We start from the raw sequence: 21,556 nt of genomic DNA on the forward strand, positions 1-21,556 counted from the left end.
CGTCCCCCGGCCGCCCCCGTCCTCAGGTGCGGGCGGCGAGGGCGGTGGCGAGGGTGAGGACGCCGGCCATCAGGAGGACCATCGGGGGGTAGCCGCCGAGCAGCCCCGCGAGGGCCGGGCCCGCGACCGGGGCGAGAGCCGTCAGCGCGACGACGGGCGCGACGAAGACACCGTTGACCGCGCCGAAGTCCGCCGTCCCCCACCGGTCCGAGACCGCCGTGGCCTGCAGCAGGGTGAGGCAGCCGCGGACGGCGCCGCACAGCATCGAGATGCCGACGAGCAGGGCCACCGGCCCGGGCACGAAGGCGAGCAGCCACAGCCCGAGGGCGCCCGCGCCGAGCAGGAGCACCGTGCGCAGCCGCGGCGTGGTCGCCGCCTCCAGGGCCACGTAGCCGAGGCGGCCGGACACCTGCCCCAGGCCGATCAGGCCCAGCGCGACCGCGGCCAGGCCGAAGGAGGCCCCCCGGTGGACGAGCAGCGGGATGATGTTGATGGTCACGGCGAAGAGGGTGAAGGTCGCCAGCGAGACCACCACCTGCAGCAGGACGAACCGTGGTGAACGGGTGACGGCACGGACCCGGGCGCGGGTCTCGGTCCGGAGCGCGGACGAGGCGGCGGGGGGCGACGCGGGTGCGGCCGGTTCGGCGGAGGGCGGCGGCGTCCACGTCCGGTTGAGGAAGAACGCGTGCAACGGGACCACGGTGACGGCGAGGATCCCGGCCATCACGACATACGTGGCCCTCCAGCCGAGCTGGTCGAGCAGGAGGGCGAGGAACGGGGCGAAGACGGTCGAGGCCAGCCCGCCGACCAGGGTGAGGAGGGTGAGCGGCCGCACCCGGGCGGAGCCGTACCAGCGGGTGACGACGGCGAAGGCGGGCGGGTAGAGCGTCGCGGCCTGCGCGAGCCCGGCCAGCATCCAGCCGGCGAAGAACACGGGGAGGGTGGGCGCGGCGGCCACCACGAGGAGGGCCACGACGCCCAGGACGGCGCCGAGCGTCATGACGGTGCGCGGACCGCCGGCGTCGAGCAGCCGGCCGACGCGGATCCCGGCGACGGCGGAGATGAGCAGCCCGACCGAGAGCGCCGCCATGGTGGTGGTCTGGCTCCACCCGGTGTCGGCCGCGATGGGGGTGACCGCCACCGGCAGGGAGTAGTAGAGCAGGCCCCAGCTGACCAGCTCGGCGAGGCACAGGGCCAGCAGCCCACCTCGCGGTCGGTCGGTCATGAGGCCTCGCTCACCGTCCAGCTCGCGGGGTGGTGGTCCATGGAGGCCCATCGTGCCGCAGGTCGGGGTCAGGCACCCTGCGGGGCGCAGCCTTCAGGCCGTGCTGCTCGACACCTCCTCGACCTCGTCGGCGCCGTGGTCCTCGGGGGAGCGGTCGGTGCGCGCGACCCGTTCGGCGGCCAGGTCGACCTCGACCACCACGTCCTCGCCCAGGACCCAGCGCCGGACCGGCGCACGGGTCGCCCCGGCCATCGTCTCGGCGGCCGCGACCCGCAGGCCGGGCACGCCCTCGCCGATGATCACCGGCGCCGTCGTCAGGTAGAGCCGGTCCACCAGGCCGGCGTCGACGAAGGCGCTCACCAGCCGGCCGCCGCCCTCGACGAGGACCCGCCCCAGGCCGCGCCGCCGCAGCTCCTGCAGGACCTGGTCGGGGGCCATCGGTCCCGCAGCGTGCCACCGCACGACCTCGACGTGCTCCGCCAGGTCGGCGGGCACCGGCGCGGAGGCACGGACCAGCCACAGCGTGGGTGCCACCCCGTCGCAGAGCAGGTGGGAGGTGAGGGGCAGCGTGGCCCCTGGGTCGAGCACGACCCGGACCGGGTCGGGACCGACCACGTCCCGGACGGTGAGGCGCGGGTCGTCGACGGCGGCGGTCCGCCCGCCGACGATGACCGCGTCGACCAGGGCGCGCAGACGGTGCAGGTGCTCGCGGTCGGCGGGCCCGGTCACCGAGCGGGCGTCCCCGGACCGGCTGGCGATGAACCCGTCCAGGCTCTGCCCGAGCTGGGCCAGGACGAGCGGGCCGTCGCGGCGCACGAGGTCGCCGTAGCGCTCCGCCAGCTCGCCGCTCCTGGGCACCGTCCCCTCGAGCAGCTGCTGCCAGTCGTCCTCGCCGGGGTCGTGGCCCATGCGCTCGCGCTTGGTGCGCAGGTAGCGGGCGTTCTCGGGGCGGGGCGGCACCACGATCGGGACCCGCTCGACCACGTCCACGCCCAGGGCCCGCAGTGCGCTCTCCTTGGCGGGGTTGGAGGTGAGCAGACGCAGCCGGCGCACGCCCAGGTCCGCCAGGACCGCGGCCGCCTCGTCGTAGGTGCGGGCGTCCGGCAGGTGGCCCAGCCGCAGGTTGGCGTCGACGGTGTCCAGGCCCGCGTCCTGGAGGGCGTAGGCGCGCAGCTTCTCGGCCAGGCCGATGCCGCGTCCCTCGTGCCCGCGCACGTAGACGAGCACGCCGCGGCCGCAGGCGGCGAGCAGGTGGAGGGCGTGCTGGAGCTGCTCGCCGCAGTCGCAGCGGTGCGAGCCGAGCGCGTCGCCCGTCAGGCACTCGGAGTGCAGCCGGACCAGCGGGGCCGGCGCGCCCGGCGGGTCGTCGTCGTGGACGCCGACGCTGAGCGCCACGTGCTCGGTGCCGGTGCCGCCCCGGTAGGCGGTCATCCGGAAGCGGCCGTGCCGGGTGGGCAGCACGGTGTCGGCCAGCCGCTGCGCGGTGGCGGCACTCTCGAGGTCGCGGGGGACGCTGTGCATCTTCCGAGTATTACGAGCAGGAGGCGGTTCCACCTGCCGAACGGTGCTCCGGGCGGGCGGTGGGGCGCTGCCTGCATCTGCTCGGGGGAGGGGTCCTGCGGCCGGCTGTCCGCGTGGGGAAGCCGGGTGGGCGTCTCGCCCGGCGTGCACGATGCGGAAAAGTGCCACGAAGCCCGGGTCCTTGCTCATCGTGCACGCCCGGCGAGACGTGGACGACGGCCACCGTCTAGGCCAGCCGCGGCAGGTGCGCCGGCGGTGCGAGGACCCGGACCCCGTCCTGGGCGAGGCGCCAGGAGGTGAGGGCCCACCGGACGTAGTCCGGCTGGAGCATCACGTCTTCCCAGGTGAAGCGCAGCACGGTCCACCCGAAGACGGCCAGCTCGGTGTAGCGGCGCACGTCCTTGCGAAAGCCCCTGCGGTTCCCGTGGTGCTCGTAGCTGTCGGCCTCGATCACGAGCCGTCGGCCCTGGTCGGCGAGGTCCACCAGGGCGAACAGGCCGTGGTCGGTGACCTGGATCTGGGGCTGCACGTCCAGTCCGGAGTCCAGGGCGATCGCGCGCAGGGAGGACTCGAAGGGGTTGGCCGCGAGGGGACTCGCCGCGGCCGCGACCCGGCGCGCCCGCGCCGCACCGTGCCCCCGCACGCGCGCAGCCCGCCCCCGGAGCTGGTCGAGGTCGACGAGGCCGTGGCGCAGGGCCGAGTCTGCGACGGCGAGCGACTCCTGGAACGGAAGGTCCCGGGCGCAGTCCAGGACCGTCTGCGCCGGCGGCGTGACGGACGCCGCGACCGCGCTCGCGGGGAGGTCGCGCCAGGTCGTGCTGGCCCTGCGCTGCTGGTCACGACTGAGCCGCCGGTTGCGTCTGACCGTGATCTCCGGGAGCTCCGGGGCGGTGGCCACCTCGAGCGCGTGGTGGAGCGCCGCGCTGCGGTGCGAGAGAGTCGCGGTCAGCCCGATGGCCACGTCCAGCTGGGTGTCGAGGGTCGCGAGCCGGTAGCGCCCCGGCCGGGTGCGTGCCAGGTGCCCCGTCCGGACCGCGGCCGACAGGTCCCGGGGCCGCACGCAGAGCTCGCGCAGCTGCGCGCTGCTCGCCCGGCCGCCGCATCGGCGGACCGCCTCCACCGGATCCACCGCCGCAGCCTGCACCAGCCGGTCGACCAGCCGCAGAAGTTGTCCACAGCGTGCCCGTCGGGAGGGGGCGCGCTGCGGGTTCCGCAAGGGTTCCAGGGCGCCGGGCGAAACAACTGCCCGGCGGGTGACCGCGCACCTGACGGCGGCGGGGCCCACAGGTGCCGGACGGCGGCCCATCGGGTCCGGCGGCGCCCGTCCCCCTAGGCTGTCCGGGTGATCCGCTTCGACAGCGTGACCAAGACCTATGCCGACGGCACCACCGCCGTGGAGGACCTCTCCCTGGAGATGCCCCGCGGTCAGATCACGGTGCTGGTCGGACCGTCCGGGTGCGGCAAGACGACCAGCCTGCGGATGATCAACCGGATGGTCGAGCCGACCTCCGGGCGGATCCTCATCAACGACCGGGACGTCGGCGACCGGCCGGCGGCCCAGCTGCGCCGCAGCATCGGCTACGTCATCCAGCACGCCGGCCTGTTCCCGCACCGCACCGTGCTGGCCAACGTCATGACGGTCCCGCGGCTGCTCGGCTGGGACCGCGCCCGCTCGCGCGCGGCCGCGATGGAGGCCATCGAGAAGGTCGGCCTCACCGCCCAGCAGGCCGGCCGCTACCCCTCCCAGCTCTCCGGCGGGCAGCAGCAGCGCGTCGGGGTCGCGCGCGCCCTGTCCAGCGGCCCGGAGCTGATGCTCATGGACGAGCCGTTCAGCGCGGTCGACCCGATCGTGCGCGCCGAGCTCCAGGACGAGCTGCGCCGGCTCCAGGACGAGCTCGGGATCACCGTGGTGCTGGTCACCCACGACATCGACGAGGCGCTCACCCTGGGCGACATGGTCGCGGTCATGCGCTACGGCGGTCACCTGGCCCAGTTCGCCACCCCGGCCGACCTGCTCGCGCGGCCCGCCGACGACTTCGTCGCCTCCTTCGTCGGCAAGGACCGAGGCTACCGGGCGCTGGGCTTCGCCGACGTCCAGGTCACGCCCCGCCACGAGAGCACCGTCCGCCTGGGGGAGGCGGTCCCCGCCGGCTCCGGCTGGGTGCTCGCCGTGGACGACACCGGTATGCCGCTGGGCTGGGCGGACGCTCGCTCCTGGGGCGGGCCGCTCACCGAGGACCGGGTGCGCCGCTTCGGCAGCGTGGCCCGTCGCGGGGACAGCGCGCGGAACCTGCTCGACGCCGCCCTGTCCTCGCCCAGCGGCCGCGGCGTGGTCGTGGACGAGGACGACGGCGGGGTGGTCGGCACGGTCCTCGCCGACGACGTGCTCGACGCCCTGGCCACAAGCGGTGCGCCCGGTGGGGACGCAGCGCACGACCCCGAGCGGTCTGGAGCCGACGCGGACCGGACCGTGGAGAGCCCCTGATGGGCGGGGTCGAGTGGGGCGAGCTCGGCGCGCTCATGCTGCGGCACCTCTACCTGGCCGGCGTGCCGCTGCTGATCGGACTGGCGGTCAGCGTGCCGCTGGGGTGGCTGGCGACGCACGTGCGGTGGCTCGGGCCGCCGCTGATCGCGGGGACCGGGCTGATGTACACGATCCCCTCGCTGGCGCTGTTCATCCTGCTGCCGCTCGTGCTCGGCACCCAGATCCTCGACGACGCCAACGTGCTGGTCGCGATGACGATCTACGCCGTCGCGCTGCTGACCCGCACGGTCGCCGACGGCCTCGCCTCGGTGCCCGGGCACGTGCGGCAGGCGGCGACCGCGATGGGCTTCGGGGAGCTGCGGCGGGTGGTCGCCGTCGACCTGCCGCTGGCCGTGCCCGTCGTCGCGGCCGGCCTGCGGGTGGCGGCGGTGAGCAACGTCTCGATGGTCTCGGTCGCCGCGCTGATCGGCGTGAGCCAGCTCGGGTCGCTGTTCACCGACGGCTTCAACCGCAACGCGATGGGGCCGATCGTCGTCGGCGTCCTCGCCTCGGTGGTGCTGGCGCTCCTGCTCGACGCCGCGATCGCGCTCCTGGCGCGCCTCCTCACGCCGTGGCTGCAGAAGGGGGTACCGGCATGAACGCGCTCGTCCTCACCTGGCAGTGGCTCACCGACCCTGCCAGCTGGACCGGGACCGGCGGGATCGTGGACCAGTCGCTGGCGCACCTGCTCTACTCCTTCCTCGCCCTGGTCGTCGCGGCCCTCGTCGCGGTCCCCGTCGGGCTGTGGGTGGGGCACACCGGCCGCGGCCGCTGGCTGGCGGTCAACGCCGCCGGCGCGGTGCGGGCCATCCCCTCGCTCGGCGTGCTCTTCATCGCCGTCCTGCTGCTCCTGCCGCGGCTGCGCGGTGAGCTCGCGTTCGTGATCCCCGCGCTCATCGTGCTCGTGCTGCTCGCGGTCCCTCCGGTCCTCGCGGGAACCTACGCGGGCGTGCAGGCCACCGACCCCGCCGCCCGGGACGCCGCGCGCGGTATGGGGATGACCGGCGCCCAGGTGCTCCGCCAGGTCGAGGTGCCCGGGGCGATGCCGCTCATCATGTCCGGCCTGCGGGCAGCGATGCTGCAGATCATCGGGACAGCCACGATCGCGGCCATCGTCGGTCTGGGTGGCCTGGGCCGGTTCCTCATCGACGGGCAGGCGTCGCGCGACTACGCGCAGATGGCCGGCGGGGCGATCGTCGTGGCGCTGCTGGCCCTCGGGGTGGACCTCGTGCTCGCCGGCGTGCAGCGGCTGGTGGTCTCCCCGGGGCTGACGCGGGCGAGCCCCGGGCACTGAGGCTGGCGGACGTCGTCGTGCGGACGGTGATCTGGGACCTGGGCGGGACCCTGCTCGACACCTACCCGGTGGTGGACCGGGCCCTGGCGGGCGCCGTGCAGGAGGGGAGGGGGGGCGGGCCGGTGACCGACGCGGACCTGCATGCCGTCGCGGTGCTCACGCGTGTCTCGAGCGGGCACGCGATCACCACGCTGGCGCAGCGGCACGGCATACCGCAGGAGGACCTGCGCGCGGCCTACGAGGCCACCAAGGAGACCTGGCGCCACGACCCGCCACCGGTGACCGAGGGTGCGCGCGAGGTGATGGGGGCGGTGCACGCGGCGGGCGGGCTCAACCTGGTGGCCACCCATCGCGACCGGGAGAGCGCGAGCGAGCTGCTCGAGCAGGTCGGCCTCCGGGTCGACGACCTGGTGTGCGCGCCGGACGGCTTCCCGCGCAAGCCCGACCCGGCGATGGTGGTCGAGCTGCTCACGCGGCACCGGCTCCGGCCGGCCCTGGTGCTGGCCGTGGGCGACCGGCCCGCAGACGTCGCCGCCGCCGAGACGGCCGGGGTGCGCGGCATCCTGCTCCAGACCCCGGGCGTCGAGCTCGAGGCGCCCGGTGCGGAGCGGATCACCTCCCTGCGCGAGCTCGTCGGCCTCGTCGAGGCACCCAGCTGAAAGGACCCGCCGGTCGCGGACCGCGTCCAGGACTGGACATATGACAAACATTAGACAATGATGGGACAGACCTGAATCTGGCAGGCCGTCCAGGTCCGCAGTGACAGGTGAGGGCGGAACCGTTCCGCCCCGGACCCAAGGAGCAACCATCATGCGCAGGACCACCACCGCCGCCATCCTCGCCGGGCTCGCCACGACCGCCCTCGCCGCACCGGCGCTGGCCGCCGACCAGGAGGCCACCGTCTCCGTGCTGCACGGTGTCCCCGGACTGACCGTCGACGTCTACGTCAACGGGGAGGAGACCATCCCCGACTTCGCCCCCGGGACGCTCACCGACCCGATGATGCTGCCCGCCGGTGCCTACGACATCGAGGTCTACGCGGATGGCGACACCCCCGACTCGGCCGAGCCGGCGCTCTCCGCGGAGGGCCTCGAGGTCCCCGGCGGCGCCAACCTGACGCTCGCCGCGCACCTGGACGAGTCCGGGACGCCGATGCTCTCGGCGTTCGTCAACGACATCTCGACCACGGAGGCGGGCGACGCCCGCCTGACCGTCCGCCACGTCGCGGCCGCCCCGGCGGTGGACGTGCGCGCCGGCGGCAGCCCGGTCATCGAGGGTCTGTCCAACCCCGACGAGGCGGTGCTCGACCTCCCGGCCACGACGGTCTCCGCCGACGTGGTGCTCGCCGGCACCGAGGACGTCGTGCTCGGCCCGGCCGACCTCGACCTCGCCGAGGGCACGAACACCATCGTCTACGCCTGGGGCTCGGCCGCCGACGAGAACCTCGCCCTCGCGGTGCAGACGATCGAGGGCCTGCACAGCGCGCCCGAGGGCGTCCCCTCCGGGCTCGGCGGCATGGCCGGCGACCAGGGCGGGACCGCCCAGGACGGCGCCCTGCTGGTGCTGGCGCTCGCCGGTGCCGCGGGCGCGGTCGTCGCCGGCCGTCGCCTGGTCCGGGCCGGCACGACCACGAACGGTCGGGCCTGACCCGTGGGCCGCGGATCCGCCCACCGACCGACCCGCCGGAGCAGGCGGCTGGCACCCGGCGGGCTCCTCGCCCTCGGGGCGCTGCTGGCCTGTCTCCTGGTGGTCGGCTGGGCGGTCCGCGGCCTCCTCGTCGACGGCGCCGAAGCGGGAGCCGACGCGTCGTCCTCGCTGCTGATGGCGAGCTCGGCCGCCACCACCCTCCCGCCGCCGGGGTCCGCCCCCGACCCGGCGGCGGGGCCCTCGGCCGCCTCCGCGCCCGCCCCCCGGTCCTCCGTCGGGCAGCCGGGCCGGTCGTCGGCCGCGCTGGCCGACGCGGGGCGGCGATCCCCGAGGGGCGACCGGCTGGCGGCGCCGGCGGTGCTCCGCGTCCCCTCGCTGCGCCTCGAGGTCGCTCTCGACGCGGTCGGCGTCTCGGACGACGGCCAGATGGAGATCCCCGAGCAGGCAGACCGGGCGGGCTGGTACCGCTACGGACCGGCCCCCGGCAGCGACGCGGGGTCGGTGGTCCTCGCCGGCCACGTGGACACCACCACCGGACCCGGTGCCTTCGCCCACCTCACGAGGGTGGCGGAGGGGGCCGAGATCGTTATCGAGCTCGCGGACGGGACGCGGACCGCATACCGCGTGGTGGGCGGACAGACGGTCGCCAAGACCGACCTGGCCGTCGACGAGCTGTTCCGGCGGGACGGCGACCCGGTGCTGCGTCTGGTCACCTGCACCGGCGACTGGTCCCCGCGGACCGGGCACTACGTGGACAACCACGTCGTCACCGCGGTGCCGGTCGGGTGAGCCCGATGACCACCGCCACCACGGACCCGGTCGGGCCCGGCTCTGTCCTGCGGAGGGGCACGGTGGTTGTGCGCCCGCCGGCGGTTCGTGACATCGTGACCGCGACATCATTCACCTCATCGGAGGAGCTCTCATGCGTCGAACCTGGCTGATCGCGCTGCCCCTGACAACCGCCTTCCTGCTCGCAGGATGCGGCGGCGGCGGGGACCCGCTCGACAGCGGCTCCGGGGACACCGGCGGGGACAGCCCGGCCGCCGGCACCGCGACCGCCCCCGCACCGGACGGCGAGGGCGGCGAGGTCGTGGTCGGCTCGGCCAACTTCCCGGAGAACGAGCTGCTCGCCGAGATCTACGCGGCGGCGCTCTCGGACGCCGGTGTGGACGCGCCGACGAAGCTCAACATCGGCTCGCGCGAGACCTACATGGCAGGCCTGGAGGACGGGTCGATCGACCTGGTCCCGGAGTACACCGGCGGGCTCGCGACCTACCTCAACCCGGACATCACCGCGACCTCCTCCGAGGAGGTCCTCGCGGATGCCAAGGAGAACCTGCCCGACGGCCTGCAGCTGCTGCAGATCAGCCAGGCCGAGGACAAGGACGCCCTCGTGGTGACGGGGGAGACGGCCAAGGAGCTCGGCCTCAGCTCGATCGCGGACCTCAAGGGCAAGGCCGGCGACCTGGTGCTCGGCGGACCGCCGGAGTTCGAGACCAGGCCCAACGGCGTCGACGGTCTGAAGAAGGTCTACGGGCTGGAGTTCAAGCAGTTCCGCTCCCTGGCCGCCGGCTCCAACCTCACCGTCCAGGCGCTGAAGAACGGCCAGGTCGACGCGGCCAACATCTTCACCACCGACCCGGCCATCGAGGAGAACGGCTTCGTCGTCCTGGAGGACCCCGAGAGCCTCTTCGCGGCCCAGAACATCGTCCCGCTCATCTCCAAGGACGTGGTCAACCCGACGGTGGAGGAGGCCCTCGACGCCGTCTCTGCCGCACTGACCACCCAGAACCTCACCCAGATGATGGTGCAGGTCGTCAGCAACGGCGAGGACCCGGCCGACGTGGCCCGGCAGTTCGTGGACGAGAACCTCTGAGCGACCTCGGGAACCGCCGGCCGCCCCCGCGCACAGGTCCGCCAGGACGTGCGCACGCCGGGACGGCCCGGACATGACGAGGGCCGCCACCCGTCACGGGTGGCGGCCCTCGCCGCTGTCGGTCGGGTCAGGTCACAGACCCTCGACCCGGTCCTCCGGAGCCGTGAGGCCCGGGTTGTCGTTCAGGTACTGGACCAGCGCGGCCAGGTCCTCCGGACCACCCATGAGGTTGGTGCCCTCGGTGAAGGCGGTGAAGAGGTCACCACCCTCCTGCAGGAAGTTCAGCGTGGACACCCGGTAGGTGGTGGCGGGGTCGAGCGGCGTGCCGTCGAGCGCCATGTTGCTCACCCGCGAGCCCTGGGGCTGCGTGGCGTCCCAGGTGTAGCTGAAGCCCTCGCTGACGCCGAGCGCCAGCATCGGGCGGCTGCCACGGGACTCGACCGGCTGGTACTGCTGCTCCAGCGCCGCCTTGATCTGAGCGCCGGTCATGTCGATCGACACCAGCAGGTTGCCGAACGGTGCGACGTTGTAGGCCTCCTGGTAGGTGACCTCGCCCGGCTGCTCGCCGTTGCTGATCTGGTCGACCTTCAGGCTGGCACGGACGCCGCCGACGTTCATGAACGAGATCTGCGCGCCGCCGTCCGCGGGCGCCGAGGTGGCCGCCAGGATCGCGTCCGCGACCAGGTCGGCCATCGGCGTCTCGATGCCGCGGTTGCCGCTCGCGTCCCCGGTGATGTCCTCGGCGACCGTGCCGACGACGCGGCCGGCCAGGACGGAGGCCTTGGCCTGCCACTTCTCGACGACCTGGGCCATCTGCGGGTCGTCCGCGACGGACTGCAGGACCAGGTGGTTGTCGGCCCAGACACGGTCGCGCATGACGTCGCCGGTGGTCCGGCTGACGGACAGCGCCGTCTCGGTCACGACGCGGCCGTACTGGTTGGCGCTGGTCACCGAGCGGGGCTCACCGGCCGGGTCGTCGATGGTGCAGACGTAGGGCTGGTGGGTGTGGCCGGTGATCACGGCGTCGATCGAGGGCGCGAGCTTCTCGGCGATGTCGACGACAGGGCCGGAGATGCCCTCGCAGCCGTTGTAGGTGCCGGTCTGGTAGCCGCCCTCGTGCAGCAGCACGACGATCGACTCCACGCCCTGCGCCTGCAGAGCGGCCGCCTGCGCGTTGGCCGTCGTGACCTCGTCGAGGAAGTCGACGCTGGCGACGCCGCCCGGGCTGACCAGGGTCGGCGTGGCCTCGAGGGTCATGCCGATGAAGCCGACGTCCACGCCGGCGACGTTGCGCACCTCGGTGGCCGGCAGGATCGGCTCGCGCGTCTCCTTGTCGACCACGTTGGCCGCCAGCCACTGGAAGTCGGCGCCGTCGTAGGGCTCGTCGTCGAACTGACCGAGCACCGGGTGGTTGCCGCCGTACTGCATACGGAGCAGCTCATCGACACCCTCGTCGAACTCGTGGTTGCCGACGCTGGAGATGTCCAGCCCCGCGACCTCGAGGGTCTCCACGGACGGCTCGTCCTGGAAGAGCCCGGAGATGAAGGTCGAGCCGCCGATGAGGTCGCCGGCAGCGACCGTCAGGCTCTGGTCCTCGAAGGAGCGCGTGCGCAGCATGTCCAGCGTGGTCGAGAGGTTGACCGCGCCGCCGACCAGGTTCTGCTCGGGGTCCTGAGCCTCGGTGAGCTTGCCGTTCTCCACCTCGATGTGGCCGTGGTAGTCGTTGAACGACAGCAGCTGGACGACCAGCTCGTCGTACCAGGCCGGCAGGGCGGCGTTGACGGCCTTCAGCGCGCCCTTGGTGACCGAGGTGGTGCCGCCGAAGACGACCAGCCCCTGCGGGCTGAGCAGGTCGAGCGCGCCCATGGTGGCGGCGGGGACGGTCGTCGTGCGGGTCAGCAGCAGCGGTCCCTGGTGGTATGCCGCGAATGCGCCGCCGGTGAGGGCGTCCGGGTAGTTCTGCCCGCTGGCCAGGTAGGCGACGGAGTCGGCCTCGTAGGTCGCCGCGACCGCTGCCGCGGTCTCGTAGCGGTCGTCGCCGGACACCCGGGTGGTGTCCGGGACGATGGCGGCGATCGAGTCGAGGACCGTGTCGGACACGGCGCTGGCCCCGCCGACGACGACCACCGACTGCGGCGCGAGGTCGGAAATCGCCTGCGCGGTCACGGCGCGCAGCTTGGCGGGGTCGGTGAGCAGGAGCGGCACGCCGTCCCGGCCCGCGACGGAGCCGGCGGTCAGACCGTCGGGGAAGGCCTTTCCGGTGGCCACGTAGAGGACCGGCACGCCGGCCGGGTAGCTCCCGACGACCGCGGCGGAGGTCTCGTAGCGGTTGTCGCCGGCGACCCGCTGCACGGTCCCCGCGTAGCCGCGGAGCTCCCGCAGCACCGCGTCGGACACGGCGCTGGTGCCGCCGACGACGACGATCTTGGTGGGGTGCAGGCTGTTCAGCGCGGACCGGGTCGCCGCCGGCAGGCTGCCCGAGCGGGTCAGCAGGATCGGCACCGGGGCGCCGGCCGCACGGTCGTCGCCGAGCGGGGCGCCGGTGACGGACGCAGGAAGCTGGGAGGAGAGCGCGTCGGCGAAGCCCTGGCCGGAGGTGACCACCACCGTCGGGCTGGCGCCGGCCGGGAAGGCCCGCGCGATCTCGGCGGCGGTGGCGTAACGGTCCGGACCGGCGATGCGGTAGACCTGGGTCGGGTCGGGCAGGACGGGGGCGTCGGGGGACGGCGGCGCATCCGGGGCCGAGGGCGCGGACGTCGCTGCCGACGCGCCCCCCGCCACCAGCATGAGCGCCGCGCCGGCCGCCACGAGGGCCCTACGCTTCGTGGACGTACGGGTGGTCATGATGTCGTGCTCCTCACAGGCGATGAACGGCTCAGCGTCGAGCCGCTCCATGCAAGGTAGTCGATCGGCGGGCGTTCGTGGTGCTGGACCGGAACCCCCCTCGGACGTCGGGCCGCCAGGCTGTGACTGATGTGACCAGAGTGGCGTCGGCACAGATCAGTCGAAGCCAATCTGGAGGAACCACTGGTCAGGACGTCCGCCGGGGCATAGAGTTCGAAGGACGCGGCGCCGCTTCGACGGGGTCGCGTCGTCGAGCCAGGCACAGTCGCACGGGACGGAGCGCAGGGACATGCGAGCAGGTGGGGGACCGGTCCGCAGGGGCAGCGGGGCGGTCGGACGGTTAGCCGCCGCGGCGGCGCTCGCGGGGATCCTCGCGGTCACCCCGGGCCTGTCCGCCTCGGCGGACGACGCGCCGGGGGCGGTCGACTCAGCCGGTCAGGACCAGGCCGGCATCCCGGCCACCACGGCTCCGGCGCCGACTCCGACCCTGGGGGGCGCGGGTTACGGCACCAACGGCGGCTTCGGCGGTGCGGCCACCTTCGCGCCGGTCCCGATCGATCCCTCCCTCGTCCCCGACCCTCCGGTCAACAAGGACCTGCCCGAGCAGGTCGACGAGAAGGGTCCCTTCGAGCAGCAGGTCTCCTGCGACCCCGAGGACCGCCCGGGCGTGACCGCGTTCGCGCTGCTCGTCAGCGAGCACTACGACCGGCCGACCTTCTTCGGCTCCCGGCCCTGCATCGACTACGCCTCCTTCCACCACGACGGCCGTGCGCTGGACTGGCCGCTCAACGTCTGGGACCACAGCGACGTGCAGATCGCCGACGCGGTCATCCTGTGGCTGACCGGCAACGACGGCGAGATGGCCAACCGGTTCGGCATCGAGTACCTCATCTGGAACGGCCTGATCTGGAGCCAGGAGCGCGGCTGGCAGTACTACACCGGCAACCCGCACACCGACCACATCCACTTCTCCTTCACCTGGGACGGCGCCGAGATGCGCACCTCCTGGTGGACGGGCGTGGCCGTGACCCAGCCGGACCTCGGACCCTGCGACGTGATCCCGTGGCAGTACGCCCCGCTCCACACGGTGCCGCGCGTCGACCCGTGCCCGGTCGAGGACGCCCCTGCCGCACCCAGCACGGGTATCGGGCGGGTCCGGCCGGGGGAGTCCGGTGCCGGGGTGAGCATGCTCCAGAAGCTGCTCGACCTGCCCGAGACCGGCGTCCTGGACGGCACGACCCGCGCCGCGCTCCTGGACTGGCAGAGCGAGCACCACGTCCCGATGACCGGCGTCGCCGACGACTTCACGTATGCCGTGGCGCTCGGCTGGGACCTCGCCCCGCTGCCCGACGCAGCGCTGGGCGTGGCCCGGAAGGCCTGGCAGACCAGCGAGTTCACCCCCTACCTCAGGACCACCCTGACCGAGGGTGAGCAGGGCAAGGCGGTCAAGGTGCTCCAGACGGCGATCGGCGCCGAGCCGGACGGGTCGTTCGGGCCCAGGACCGCCAAGGCGCTGGCCCGCTGGGAGAAGTCCGTGCCCGTGCTGGCCGAGCAGGCCCAGCGGCGCGGTGACGGCCCGGCCGTGGTGACGCCGCTGACCTGGCTGCTGCTCGAGCGCGCCGTGCACCCCACCATGGCGGTACGCGACGTGCAGCTCGAACGCGGCTCCCTCGACCTGTCGGCCGACCCCGAAGGCGTCCTCGCCGCCGAGACGGACGCCGAAGGTCGTGCGGGCAGCCCCTACGCCGGAGGCGCGGTGAGGCTGCTCCAGCAGCTCCTGGGCGTCGACGCCGACGGCAGCTTCGGCCCGCAGACCGAGAAGGCCGTGGAGAAGCTGCAGAAGTCCGCCGACCTCGAGCCGACGGGTGTCGTCGACGGACCGACCTGGGTGGCGCTGGAGAAGGTCGCCCAGCAGGAGGGCCGCCTGGAGGAGGCGCCCGGCGCGGCCGCCGCGCGCGAGGCCCGCGTGAAGGCGGAGAAGGTCAAGGCGGAGAAGAAGGCCGCCAAGGAGAAGAAGGCCAAGGAGGCTGCCGCCGAGAAGGCCCGTGAGCGCGCCGCCGCCGTCGCGGGGATCGACTGACGCGGGAGCCGGCCCCTCCGACCGTCGCCCGGTCTAGGGTGTCAACCATGGCGCGACGTCCCCACCCCGCCGCCCGGCTCGAGGACGCGGTCCGGCGCAGGGTCAACGCGCGCCTGGAGCGCCGGGGCTGGCACGAGCGGGTGTCCGGCTACACCGGCTACGGCAGCGTGGACCGGGCACGGGTCTTCGCCCGGGTCACCCTGTCGCGCACCGAGCCCGAGGAGCGGCGCACCGCCCTGACGCACGCTCATGACTCGCTGCTGGACGTCGCGCAGCGCGGCTGGCGGGTCTTCCTCACCGCTCCCGCGACCGGGGTCCTCGTCACCGTCCGGCTCGGCGCGGCGCGGGCGAGCGCGCGCAGCGACCGCAGCGGCTACGTCGACGTCGACCTCGAGGGGCACGGCCTGCCGCCCGGCTGGCAGGAGGCGAGCGTCGCGATCGACAACGGCGACTCCGTCACCGTCTCGGTGCTCGTCGTGGACCCCAAGGTCGAGGTCGGCCTGGTCAGCGACATCGACGACACCGTGATGATCACCCACCTGCCCCGCATCTTCATCGCGGGCTGGAACACCTTCGTACGCTCCGAGCTGGTCCGCCAGAAGGTGCCGGGCATCGCCTCGATGTACCGCGCCCTGGTCGCCGAGGACCCGCGCATGCCGGTCTTCTACCTGTCCACCGGCGCCTGGAACACCGCTCCCGCGCTGACCCGCTTCCTGCGCCGGCACGACTTCCCCGTCGGACCGATGCTGCTGACCGACTGGGGGCCGACCAACACCGGCTGGTTCCGCTCCGGGCAGGAGCACAAGGAGCGCGAGCTGCGCCGGCTGGTCGCCGAGTTCCCGCAGATCAGCTGGGTGCTGGTCGGCGACGACGGCCAGCACGACCCGGTCATCTACGGGGAGCTCGCCGAGGAGTACCCCGAGGAGGTCGAGGCGATCTGCATCCGCGAGCTGACCCCGGCCGAGCAGCTGCTCTCCAGCGGTCTGCCGGTGGCGACCGACGAGCTCCTCGGCAAGCGCGCCGACGTGCCGATGCTCAAGGCCCCCAACGGCTACGGGCTGCACCAGCTGCTGGTGACCGCACGGGGCGCGCACGCCACCGGCGCGGAGAGGCTGCCGGAGGGCGAGGTCGCGAAGGACCAGCCCGGGACGGCGCCCCAGGTGAGGGCGCACGCCATACCCGACGAGGACGGCGGAGAGGAGCCCCGCAGTGCCTGAGCTGCCCGAGGTGCAGGCGCTCGTCGACTTCCTGGGCGAGCGGACGACCGGTCGCGTGGTCACCGACGTCGAGCTGGGCTCGATCGCGGTCCTCAAGACCTTCGACCCGCCGCCGGACGCCCTCGTGGGCCGCCCGGTCGACGCGGTCGGCAGGCGCGGCAAGTTCGTCGACCTCGACGTCGACGGGACGCACCTGGTCTTCCACCTCGCCCGGGCGGGCTGGCTGCGCTGGTATGACGAGGTGCCGCCCACCCGCGTGCGTCCCGGCAGGACGCCGATCGCCCTGCGTGTGCGCCTCGACGACGGGTCCGGCTTCGACCTCACCGAGGCCGGCACCAAGAAGGGGCTGGCGGCCTACGTCGTGACCGACCCCTCCGCGATCAAGGGCGTCGCGGCCCTGGGTCCGGACCCGCTGGCCGAGGACTTCTCGCTGGCCGACTTCGCCGCGCTGCTCGAGGGGCGGCGCACGCAGGTCAAGGGGCTGCTGCGCGACCAGACGGTGCTGGCGGGCGTGGGCAACGCCTACTCCGACGAGGTGCTGCACGCGGCGCGGCTCTCGCCCTTCGCGCTGGCGGCCTCGCTGACCGAGGAGGAGGTGGCGCGCCTCTACGAGGCGCTGCGCACCACCCTGACCGCGGCGGTGCTGGCCGCCGAGGGCAAGCCCGCGGCCCAGCTCAAGGACGCCAAGCGGGCCGGGATGAACGTGCACGGCCGCACCGGCCAGGCCTGCCCGGTGTGCGGGGACACGGTGCGCGAGGTGTCCTTCGCCGACTCCTCGCTGCAGTACTGCCCCACCTGCCAGACCGGTGGCAAGGAGCTGGCCGACCGGCGGATGTCGCGGTTGCTGCGCTGAGCCTCGCGCGCGGTGGCGCCTCGCCCGGTGTGGCAGACTGGTCCGTCGTTCGTCCGGGGAGGGACTTCATGACCAAGACCGCCGCATCCTTCGCGCGCCTGGCCGGGGCCGTCGTCGCTGCCGCGCTCGTGCTGACCGCCTGCGAGAGCGCCGGTCCGGATCCGCAGCCGGAGACGACCACCACCGCCGGGGCGGCGGTGACCAGCGGGACGCCGCCCGTGGCCGACGATGCCGTGACGACCACGGAGGGGAGCGCGGAGGCGACGGCCGAGGCGCTGGAGCTCAACACGGCGGTGCCGATGACGGTGCCGGTCGAGCGGACCTGGCCAGAGGAGATCGAGACGATCTCTGAGGGCGAGCGGGAGTTCACCCTGTTCGGCGTGCACCGGCTGGACGACTCCAGGGCGGTGGTGACGGGTCGCGTCGCGGGGTCGACGAGCGACACCTCGGCCGCGCAGTGGTTCGAGCCCGGCTTCTTCTTCGCGTCCGGCGGCTACGAGTTCTCCCGCGTCGCCGTGGTGGACCAGGAGGGCGTGCGACACCTGCCGGTGCGGGACGAGGACGACCGGTGCCTGTGCAGCGTCTCGACCAAGGTCTACACCGAGCTCGGTGACGAGGGCGGGGCGCCGGCCTGGGCCGTGGTCTCGTTGCCGGCGGGACAGGACAGGGTCGACGTCGAGGTCGCCGACGTCGGCACCATCCAGGACGTCCCCGTCACCGAGCTGCCCCAGGCCAGCAGCGTGCCCTTCGGCTGGAACGAGGTCCTCACGATCGACCAGGTGAGTCGTGAGGGCGGGGTCGTCACCGCGCGCACCACCATGGCCAACGCCGGTGACTTCAGACCGACCTACACCCTCGCCCGGCACCAGTTCGACTTTCCCGACCTCCAGGGCCAGCACTGCTTCCAGGGCCTCGCCGCCTACGGGCCCGTCGCGCCGACCGGGCGGATGGCCAAGGACACCGACTGCCACACCGGGTCCATGGTCGAGCCGGGAGAGCAGATCACCCTGGAGGTCAAGGTCGCCGACCCCGGTGGTGAGCACCTGGTCGTCCTGCCCGACGCCGGGCTGCCGGTCACCACGCCAGCGGTGGGCACCGCGTCGGTGGGTGCTGCGGAGAGCCTGCGCACCTACGCCTCGCGGGCCGAGGAGGCGGGCGCGAGCGTCGAGCAGGGCGATGAGGTCACCGTCAGTCTCGACACCGCCGTGCTGTTCGACTTCGACAAGGCCAAGCTCACCGGCAAGGCCGACGACGCCATCGCGGTGGCGGTCGAGGTCCTGAGGGAGCAGGACTCCAGGGCGGTCGCCGTCGCCGGACACACCGACGGCCAGGGCAGCGCGGCGCGCAACGACGAGCTGTCCGAGCAGCGGGCCGAGGCGGTCGCCCGCGCGCTGGAGGAGGAGCTAGGGTCCGGCTGGGACATCACCGTGGAGTGGCACGGGTCGAGCCGGCCGGTCGCCGACGAGACCGGCACCGAGGAGCAGGTCGAGGCGGCCCAGGCACGCAACCGGCGCGTGGAGATCACCGTGCGTTGAGTCGCGGACAGCGGGGCCTCCGATCGCCCCGGGGCACCGGATGTCGCGCTCCCCCGGTGGGGCAGGATGGGACCATGAACGACATCCCCACCGTCAACGTCTCCCAGTTGCCCGACGACGTCCTCATGGTCGACGTGCGCGAGGCGGACGAGTGGGCCGCCGGCCACGCTGTCGGCGCCGTGCACATCCCGATGGGCGACGTGCCGGCGCGGCTGGACGAGCTCCCCGTCACCGACGATTCGCTGGCCGTCGTCTGCCGCAGCGGTGCACGCTCGGGCCGGGTCGTGCAGTGGCTGGTCCAGCAGGGTTTCGACGTGGTCAACGTCGAGGGAGGCATGCTGTCGTGGTTGCGCCACGGCAAGGCGCTGACCAGCGAGAGCGGTCAGGACCCCACGGTCCTGTAACAGCCCTCCTCGGCAGGATGCGGCGGGCTGTTCACCACTGGCCCGGCGCGGGCGGGGTGAACACCCGTCCCTGCCAGCCGAACTCCCGGGCGGCCTCCACGTTGCCGGGGCGGTCGTCCGTGAAGTGCACCTGCGCCCGGTCGACGACCCGGCCGACCCGGCGCTCGACCTCCGCGTGCGCGAGCGCGAAGGCCTGCGGTGCCGGCTTGGCCCGGCCCATGTCATGCGTGTTGATGAGCATCGGCACCAGCCGGCCCAGGCCCATGTGCTCCAGCTCCTCGGGCACCCGGTCCGTGCCGTTGGTGAAGACGAAGGTCGGGGTGCCCGCCGCGACGAGGGAGTCGACGAGGGCCACGGTCGCACCCATGGGCGTGCCCCTGTCCTCCCGCCACACGGCGATCAGCCGCTCCACCGCCTCCTCGGCGTGGGCGTCGGCGAGGAGCCGCGCGCGCACGGCGGCCATCCAGTGGGCGTGGGTGGAGCGTCCGGTGACCATGGCCGCCGCCTCCGGCAGCGCGAAGGCGAGCTCGATCACCGCCCCGACGTCCAGCCCGAGCTCGGACTCGACCCTGGCGAGCTCACCGCTGGTGTCGAAGGTGCGCAGGACGCCGTCCAGGTCGAGCACCGCGACGCCGGCCCGGCGCAGGAACGCGCCGATCCGCCAGGGGACGGGGCGCACCACCCGGTGCACGACCACCTCGGCGTAGGCGACGCGCACCTCGCCCCGCCGCATCGTGTGCAGCGTCACGCCCTCGGGGTCGTGCGCCACGACCGTGCCGACGACATCGCCGGCCGCCCCGTCGGGGAGCCGACGACGCAGGGTGACGCGTTGACCGACGGGGATCTGGTCAATGCGCTCTGCTTCCATCTGCCCCACTCTAACGGGATCGCTAGAGCGACCGAGACGGCCCGATCGAGCCTTCGGCGCGCCCGATCGCGCACTATCGCGACGTCTAGCGCAATCGGCAGAGAACGGCATACCCGGACATCGAGACCGACGATCCACGTGTCTGCGTGTCTCTGACAGATTCGCTAGACCACCGCATACAGTCCGAGCGTGGACCCGATCCGTAACCCCTACGCCCCAGGCGCCGGACAGCGCCCCCCCGAGCTCGCCGGCCGTGACGAGCAGCTCGAGCGATTCCGCGTGGTGCTCGAGCGCATCCAGCGCGGCCGCCCGGAGCGCTCGATGATCCTCACCGGGCTGCGGGGGGTGGGCAAGACCGTGCTGCTCAACGCGCTGCGCTCGACCGCGGTGCGGGCGCGGTGGGGGACCGGCAAGTACGAGGCGCGTCCGGAGCAGGGCATGCGCCGGCCGATGGCCGCCGCGCTGCACGTCGCCGTCCGCGAGCTCAGCCACCCGCAGGGCGGCGAGGTCGACCACGTCCTGGGCGTCATCAAGGCCTTCGCCCAGAAGGACCAGCCCGGCGCCAAGCTGCGCGACCGCTGGAACCCGGGCATCGACGTCCCGGCGATCACCGGCCGGGCGGACTCCGGCGACATCGAGATCGACCTGGTCGAACTGTTCACCGACGTCGGCGGGCTCGCGGCGGACGTGGGCAAGGGCGTGGCGGTCTTCATCGACGAGATGCAGGACCTGGGCCCCGAGGACGTCTCGGCGCTGTGCGCGGCCTGCCACGAGCTGAGCCAGTCGGCGCTGCCGGTGATCGTGGTCGGCGCGGGGCTGCCGCACCTGCCGGCGGTGCTGTCGGCGAGCAAGTCCTACTCCGAGCGGCTCTTCCGCTACAACCGCATCGACCGGCTCTCTCGCGAGGAGGCCGCCCGTGCGCTGCAGGCGCCGGCCGAGGACGAGGACGCCGAGTGGGCCGACGGTGCGCTGGAGGCGATGTATGCCGCGACCGGCGGCTACCCCTACTTCATCCAGGCCTACGGCAAGGAGGTGTGGGACCTGGCGCCGTCCTCGCCCATCACCGAGGAGGACGTCCGCGTGGCCGCGCCCGAGGCGGAGGAGGAGCTCGCCGTGGGCTTCTTCGGGTCGCGCTACGAGCGGGCCACGCCGGGGGAGCGGGAGTACCTGCGGGCGATGGCCGAGGTGGCCTCGTCCCAGCTCGCGGAGGGCGTTGACGTCGACGAGGTGGGCTCGGTGGCGACCGCCGACCTGGCCACGCACCTGGGTCGCAAGCCGCAGTCCCTGTCCCCGGCGCGCGACGCGCTGCTGAAGAAGGGTCTGATCTACTCCGGCGAGCGGGGCCGGATCGCGTTCACGGTGCCGCACTTCGGGCGGTATCTGCTGGGGCAGTCGTGACGACATGCCTGTCAACCTGTCAACCGCGAGCGATCTTGAGGTTTACCGGAGAGTATGAGACTGCGTGAGACGGATCGGCACTTCAGCGGCGGACTTTGAGACGCCAGCTGGGGATTTTGAGACGAGACCGACCGATCACATCCTCATCTGGCAGTTCATCGCGGTCGCCCCGCCGCTCGAACGGCTTCGTCCAGCGCGCCGACGAGCCACTCGGCGATCATTCCCGCTGAGCTCCTCGGGCGAACTCTGGGTTCTCTCGCCTCCAAGCAG

The 21,556-nt window shown here is 73.5% G+C and carries 18 protein-coding genes; 13 read left to right on the forward strand and 5 right to left on the reverse strand.

The genetic code is table 11. The features are described 5' to 3' along the window. Window positions 1-22: 22 nt before the first annotated feature. From DV701_RS13025 to DV701_RS13035, 3 genes are all read right to left on the reverse strand, one after another. Window positions 23-1,225, reverse strand: coding sequence for an MFS transporter (locus tag DV701_RS13025; protein WP_114928835.1), 1,203 nt, complete (start codon window positions 1,223-1,225; stop codon window positions 23-25). Between the two features lie 93 nt (window positions 1,226-1,318). After that, window positions 1,319-2,746: a GTP cyclohydrolase II gene (gene ribA / locus DV701_RS13030; RefSeq protein ID WP_114928837.1), complete on the reverse strand. Its 1,428-nt coding sequence runs from the start codon at window positions 2,744-2,746 to the stop codon at window positions 1,319-1,321. Window positions 2,747-2,972: 226 nt separating this feature from the next. Next, window positions 2,973-3,875: a DUF559 domain-containing protein gene (locus DV701_RS13035; RefSeq protein ID WP_162803024.1), complete on the reverse strand. Its 903-nt coding sequence runs from the start codon at window positions 3,873-3,875 to the stop codon at window positions 2,973-2,975. A gap of 213 nt (window positions 3,876-4,088) precedes the next feature. Here DV701_RS13035 and DV701_RS13040 point away from each other — a divergent pair, with 213 nt between their 5' ends. From DV701_RS13040 to DV701_RS13070, 7 genes are all read left to right on the forward strand, one after another. Further along, window positions 4,089-5,231 (forward strand): ABC transporter ATP-binding protein, encoded by a 1,143-nt coding sequence (locus DV701_RS13040; RefSeq protein ID WP_114928841.1) that lies wholly within the window; start codon window positions 4,089-4,091, stop codon window positions 5,229-5,231. Next, window positions 5,231-5,869 carry an ABC transporter permease gene (locus tag DV701_RS13045; RefSeq protein ID WP_114928843.1) on the forward strand — a complete coding sequence of 213 codons (639 nt, stop codon included), beginning with the start codon at window positions 5,231-5,233 and terminating at the stop codon, window positions 5,867-5,869. Before DV701_RS13040 ends, DV701_RS13045 begins: the two co-directional genes overlap by 1 nt. Then, window positions 5,866-6,564, forward strand: a complete 699-nt coding sequence (locus tag DV701_RS13050; RefSeq protein WP_114928845.1) for an ABC transporter permease — start codon at window positions 5,866-5,868, stop codon at window positions 6,562-6,564. The genes DV701_RS13045 and DV701_RS13050 overlap by 4 nt, the downstream gene beginning before the upstream one ends. A gap of 26 nt (window positions 6,565-6,590) precedes the next feature. Next, window positions 6,591-7,223: an HAD-IA family hydrolase gene (locus DV701_RS13055; RefSeq protein WP_228255025.1), complete on the forward strand. Its 633-nt coding sequence runs from the start codon at window positions 6,591-6,593 to the stop codon at window positions 7,221-7,223. A 151-nt stretch (window positions 7,224-7,374) separates the two neighbouring features. Beyond that, on the forward strand, window positions 7,375-8,211 hold the full coding sequence (locus DV701_RS13060) for a DUF4397 domain-containing protein (RefSeq protein ID WP_114928849.1): 837 nt from the start codon (window positions 7,375-7,377) through the stop codon (window positions 8,209-8,211). 3 nt (window positions 8,212-8,214) lie between these two features. Beyond that, window positions 8,215-9,000: a class F sortase gene (locus DV701_RS13065; protein WP_114928850.1), complete on the forward strand. Its 786-nt coding sequence runs from the start codon at window positions 8,215-8,217 to the stop codon at window positions 8,998-9,000. A 133-nt stretch (window positions 9,001-9,133) separates the two neighbouring features. After that, window positions 9,134-10,087: an ABC transporter substrate-binding protein gene (locus DV701_RS13070; RefSeq protein WP_114928853.1), complete on the forward strand. Its 954-nt coding sequence runs from the start codon at window positions 9,134-9,136 to the stop codon at window positions 10,085-10,087. A gap of 132 nt (window positions 10,088-10,219) precedes the next feature. Here the strand turns inward: DV701_RS13070 and DV701_RS13075 are convergent, their stop codons facing one another. After that, window positions 10,220-12,982 (reverse strand): cell wall-binding repeat-containing protein, encoded by a 2,763-nt coding sequence (locus tag DV701_RS13075; protein WP_114928855.1) that lies wholly within the window; start codon window positions 12,980-12,982, stop codon window positions 10,220-10,222. A gap of 238 nt (window positions 12,983-13,220) precedes the next feature. On the opposite strand from DV701_RS13075, the gene DV701_RS13080 reads away from it, so the two are divergent. From DV701_RS13080 to DV701_RS13100, 5 genes are all read left to right on the forward strand, one after another. Continuing rightward, window positions 13,221-15,011 carry a peptidoglycan-binding domain-containing protein gene (locus tag DV701_RS13080; RefSeq protein ID WP_114928857.1) on the forward strand — a complete coding sequence of 597 codons (1,791 nt, stop codon included), beginning with the start codon at window positions 13,221-13,223 and terminating at the stop codon, window positions 15,009-15,011. Window positions 15,012-15,058: 47 nt separating this feature from the next. Next, window positions 15,059-16,228, forward strand: coding sequence for an App1 family protein (locus tag DV701_RS13085; RefSeq protein ID WP_114928859.1), 1,170 nt, complete (start codon window positions 15,059-15,061; stop codon window positions 16,226-16,228). After that, on the forward strand, window positions 16,221-17,081 hold the full coding sequence (locus DV701_RS13090) for an Fpg/Nei family DNA glycosylase (protein ID WP_114928861.1): 861 nt from the start codon (window positions 16,221-16,223) through the stop codon (window positions 17,079-17,081). The genes DV701_RS13085 and DV701_RS13090 overlap by 8 nt, the downstream gene beginning before the upstream one ends. A gap of 68 nt (window positions 17,082-17,149) precedes the next feature. After that, a complete protein-coding gene (locus DV701_RS13095; RefSeq protein ID WP_114928863.1) occupies window positions 17,150-18,616 on the forward strand; it encodes an OmpA family protein in 1,467 nt (488 codons plus the stop codon). A gap of 74 nt (window positions 18,617-18,690) precedes the next feature. Beyond that, the gene (locus DV701_RS13100; protein WP_114928865.1) at window positions 18,691-19,020 is read left to right on the forward strand and encodes a rhodanese-like domain-containing protein; all 330 of its coding nucleotides are present in this window, start codon (window positions 18,691-18,693) and stop codon (window positions 19,018-19,020) included. A 31-nt stretch (window positions 19,021-19,051) separates the two neighbouring features. On the opposite strand, the gene DV701_RS13105 is transcribed toward DV701_RS13100, so the two are convergent. Then, window positions 19,052-19,888: an HAD family hydrolase gene (locus DV701_RS13105; protein ID WP_162803025.1), complete on the reverse strand. Its 837-nt coding sequence runs from the start codon at window positions 19,886-19,888 to the stop codon at window positions 19,052-19,054. A 189-nt stretch (window positions 19,889-20,077) separates the two neighbouring features. On the opposite strand from DV701_RS13105, the gene DV701_RS13110 reads away from it, so the two are divergent. Next, window positions 20,078-21,286 carry an ATP-binding protein gene (locus DV701_RS13110; RefSeq protein WP_114928869.1) on the forward strand — a complete coding sequence of 403 codons (1,209 nt, stop codon included), beginning with the start codon at window positions 20,078-20,080 and terminating at the stop codon, window positions 21,284-21,286. The last annotated feature ends 270 nt before the right edge of the window (window positions 21,287-21,556 follow it).

The organism is Ornithinimicrobium avium, assembly GCF_003351765.1.
GTDB lineage: Bacteria > Actinomycetota > Actinomycetes > Actinomycetales > Dermatophilaceae > Ornithinicoccus > Ornithinicoccus avius.

Bases quoted from the DNA above. Each gene is read 5' to 3' on its own strand.
- DV701_RS13025 (WP_114928835.1), bottom strand. From the start codon at position 1,225: ATGACCGACCGACCGCGAGGTGGGCTGCTGGCCCTGTGCCTCGCCGAG.
- ribA (WP_114928837.1), bottom strand. From the start codon at position 2,746: ATGCACAGCGTCCCCCGCGACCTCGAGAGTGCCGCCACCGCGCAGCGG.
- DV701_RS13045 (WP_114928843.1), top strand. From the start codon at position 5,231: ATGGGCGGGGTCGAGTGGGGCGAGCTCGGCGCGCTCATGCTGCGGCAC.
- DV701_RS13050 (WP_114928845.1), top strand. From the start codon at position 5,866: ATGAACGCGCTCGTCCTCACCTGGCAGTGGCTCACCGACCCTGCCAGC.
- DV701_RS13060 (WP_114928849.1), top strand. From the start codon at position 7,375: ATGCGCAGGACCACCACCGCCGCCATCCTCGCCGGGCTCGCCACGACC.
- DV701_RS13070 (WP_114928853.1), top strand. From the start codon at position 9,134: ATGCGTCGAACCTGGCTGATCGCGCTGCCCCTGACAACCGCCTTCCTG.
- DV701_RS13075 (WP_114928855.1), bottom strand. From the start codon at position 12,982: ATGGAGCGGCTCGACGCTGAGCCGTTCATCGCCTGTGAGGAGCACGAC.
- DV701_RS13080 (WP_114928857.1), top strand. From the start codon at position 13,221: ATGCGAGCAGGTGGGGGACCGGTCCGCAGGGGCAGCGGGGCGGTCGGA.
- DV701_RS13085 (WP_114928859.1), top strand. From the start codon at position 15,059: ATGGCGCGACGTCCCCACCCCGCCGCCCGGCTCGAGGACGCGGTCCGG.
- DV701_RS13095 (WP_114928863.1), top strand. From the start codon at position 17,150: ATGACCAAGACCGCCGCATCCTTCGCGCGCCTGGCCGGGGCCGTCGTC.
- DV701_RS13100 (WP_114928865.1), top strand. From the start codon at position 18,691: ATGAACGACATCCCCACCGTCAACGTCTCCCAGTTGCCCGACGACGTC.
- DV701_RS13105 (WP_162803025.1), bottom strand. From the start codon at position 19,888: ATGGAAGCAGAGCGCATTGACCAGATCCCCGTCGGTCAACGCGTCACC.